The sequence below is a fragment of the Corynebacterium sp. genome, assembly GCF_030152825.1.
In the GTDB taxonomy this organism is placed as follows: Bacteria; Actinomycetota; Actinomycetes; order Mycobacteriales; family Mycobacteriaceae; genus Corynebacterium.
The window spans coordinates 1-2,736 of record NZ_JASLIP010000061.1; the positions used below are offsets into that span (position 1 = coordinate 1).

General features: G+C 63.9%; 3 protein-coding genes. 2 read left to right on the plus strand and 1 reads right to left on the minus strand.

Annotated elements, in window-relative coordinates:
- Together Q1V78_RS07040 and Q1V78_RS07045 are read left to right on the plus strand one after the other, a co-directional pair.
- On the plus strand, positions 1–584 hold a 584-nt coding region (locus tag Q1V78_RS07040; RefSeq protein ID WP_300613050.1), incomplete at its 5' end, for a hypothetical protein.
- Between the two features lie 186 nt (positions 585–770).
- Positions 771–1,790 carry a hypothetical protein gene (locus Q1V78_RS07045; RefSeq protein ID WP_300613052.1) on the plus strand — a complete coding sequence of 340 codons (1,020 nt, stop codon included), beginning with the start codon at positions 771–773 and terminating at the stop codon, positions 1,788–1,790.
- Between the two features lie 156 nt (positions 1,791–1,946).
- Here Q1V78_RS07045 and Q1V78_RS07050 read toward each other — a convergent pair whose 3' ends face one another.
- Positions 1,947–2,720: an NAD-dependent deacylase gene (locus tag Q1V78_RS07050; protein WP_300613055.1), complete on the minus strand. Its 774-nt coding sequence runs from the start codon at positions 2,718–2,720 to the stop codon at positions 1,947–1,949.
- Positions 2,721–2,736 lie beyond the last annotated feature (16 nt).

Sequence of the window (2,736 nt, forward strand, 5' to 3'; positions counted from 1 at the left end):
CCATGCCACACATCGTTTTTCTCGACGCCAACGTGCTGACCAGCACCACCGTGCTGCGGTGGCTTTTCGACCTGCGCGCAGCACTGGGCGGTGAGGGGTGCGCACTGCGGCTCGTGACGTCCTTAAAAACCCTGTCGGAGACGGGTGCCACGATGAACTGGCGCGTACCGCAATCCACCGGCGCGCAGCGGGACCAGCGGATGGCGGAGCTACGCCGCGCGATGGACGACGTCCTCCCCCACTACCCCAAAGACCTCGCCTTCAGCGGGAAGGACCCCGGCGACTACCACGTGCACGCCGCCGCAACCGCCTGCGAAGCCACCACGCTGCTGAGTTTCAACCGCCCTTCTGACTTCACGAAGAAGCCCGCCCGCGAGAGCTATCGGGTGACCAATCCCGATGATTTCCTCCACGAGCTGGGCACCACCTACCCCGGCGCGTTGACGCAGGTCGTGGCCGCGCGCACGGGAAAGAAGGGCACGGATGGGGAGGGCGCAGCGGACATCGCGGCGCTGGTTCTGCAGCTCAAAAAAGCGCAATGCCCCCGGCTCGCAACACTGCTGCCGGGGGCACTGGGTGGGTAACCGCCACGGTATCCGAGGCCCTGGGCGTCCTCGAATGCGCCAGAGTAGCTGAGCTTCATGGCACCGTAAGCGGAAAAGTCGTAGGTCCACAGCGCAAATGTGCGGGTCGGGGCACCTTTCGGACTTTTACTTAGCGAAACATCCAGCCATAGCAATCTTCTAAGTTACCTCTTAGAAGATCTTACGATGCTGGCCGGAAGGAAGCACATGGCCCACTACGACCTTTATCAAGCTCTCAATCTCGACCGATCCAAGGCGCCGGACGAGATCAGCGCCGAGCTCTCCGAACGCCTGGAGAAGAATGAGCTGGACAACATCGGTGGTCGGGAGGAAGTAGAGATCGCCCGCGCCATCCTGGGCGATCCGCAGAAGCGCACCGCCTACGATTCCCGCCTCGATGACCCGAACGCCCCAGAAGTGGACGTCAACGCCCTCCGCCAGCTGGCCGCCGCGGACTTCTCCGCGCCCGCTGCCCCGACGGGCGATCACGCAGCCGGCGCCGGTATTCCAGCTGGTGCTGCCGGCGCTGCAGGCGCGGCCGGCATGGCTGGTGCCGAGCACTCCCAGGAGAAGCAGGGCCCGTCGCTGGGCGAGCGCTTCAAGGAGGCCGGCGCGAAGACCCAGCAGCAGGTCGCTCCCGCCATGGAGAAGACCAAGAAGGAATTCGGCCGCTCCTCCAAGATGGCCATCCTCATCACCGCGATCGCCACGGCCGTCGTGATGCTGCTGCTGTTCACGCTTTTCAACCTCTTCACGGGTAATTCCGGCCCAACTAACGTGGGTCACTCGAAGAAGGTCACTCAGCTAGTCGAGCTGCGCGACAAGGACAAGACCGAAAAGTGGATTCAGGACAACGTCCAGTTCGATTTCCAGGATGATCTCCGCGACCGGATTGACTTGGACGATGACTATCGCGGTATGGATCGGTTCCTCGATACCGAGGAGCCGAAAATCGTCCGCTCGGTCGACGTAAGGGACGCAGGGCTTATGGAATTTACCTTCGACGAGGACAGCATCAAGGATGCGTATAAGAAGGAAGGCGTCAAGAAGAGCTACTTCTCGCTCATCGGAGATAAGAACGGTAAGGATTCCCGCTGGCGCATTGGAGTCATCGAGTTTGACGACGGCAAGCTTGGCGTAGATTTCCTGAGGTCTGCTAACGACTCCTTCGATGAGATGCTCGAAGACCTGAAGGATAACTTCTAGAATCTCTAGCTTCCTGGATCAACGAGTCAGCTGATCCAGGGTGCCGAGAGAGGCGAGTCGCAGCAGTCGCTGCCCGCCTCCCTTCCTCTATGCCTGGCCCCGCCGCGACCTGGTTATACCTGCCGTTGAGTCCCCGCCCCACAGCTCGCGGTCACACTAGCCCTTCGCCGCTGCGACGATCGCCGGGGCGCCCTCCGCCGCGGTAGCGCGCAGCGACCAGTCCGCCAGCCGCGTTAGGTCGGTGCGCTCCGGGGAGATCTCCAGGATGCGCGCACCGGCGGCCTTCGCGACCTGTGGCAGGCCCGCAGCCGGGTAGACCACGCCCGAGGTGCCAATGATGACCACCAGGTCCGCCTCCTGCATGGCAGCCTCGGCGGCGTCCCACTCGCGGTGCGGCAGCGGCTCGCCGAACCACACCACGCCCGGGCGGACGGGGTTGCCGCATAGGGAACAATTCGGCGGGGTGGCGCGCTCCAGCTGCTGATCGGGGAACTCAGGGGTGCGGGCGGGCTTGTGGCAGATGGCGCAGCGGTAGCTGAACAGGCTGCCGTGCAGGTGCGAGATCCGCTTGCTGCCCGCCCGTTCGTGCAGGTTGTCGACGTTCTGGGTCACGACGTGCAGGTTGATGCCCCGCTCGGTAGCCCAGGCGGAGTTCTCCCACTCCGCGATCGCCACGTGGCCCGCGTTGGGCTGTGCCTGCTGGCAAACATGCCCGCGCCAGAGGTACCAGGCGTACATGGGGTCGGGGTCCTTCGCCCAGGAATCCAGGGAGGCCATGTCCTGCGGGTTGATGCGCTCCCAGATGCCGGTCTGCGCGTCGCGGAAGGTGTCCAGCCCGGAGTCCTTGCTCATCCCCGCACCGGTGAAGACGACGACGTTACGCGCACCCGTCAGGACGTCGATCAGTTCTTGCGGTAGGCCGTCGTTCAGCGTGAAAACACCAGAG

Coding starts and splice junctions, on each gene's coding strand:
- Q1V78_RS07045 (WP_300613052.1), top strand. CDS start 771: ATGCTGGCCGGAAGGAAGCACATGGCCCACTACGACCTTTATCAAGCT.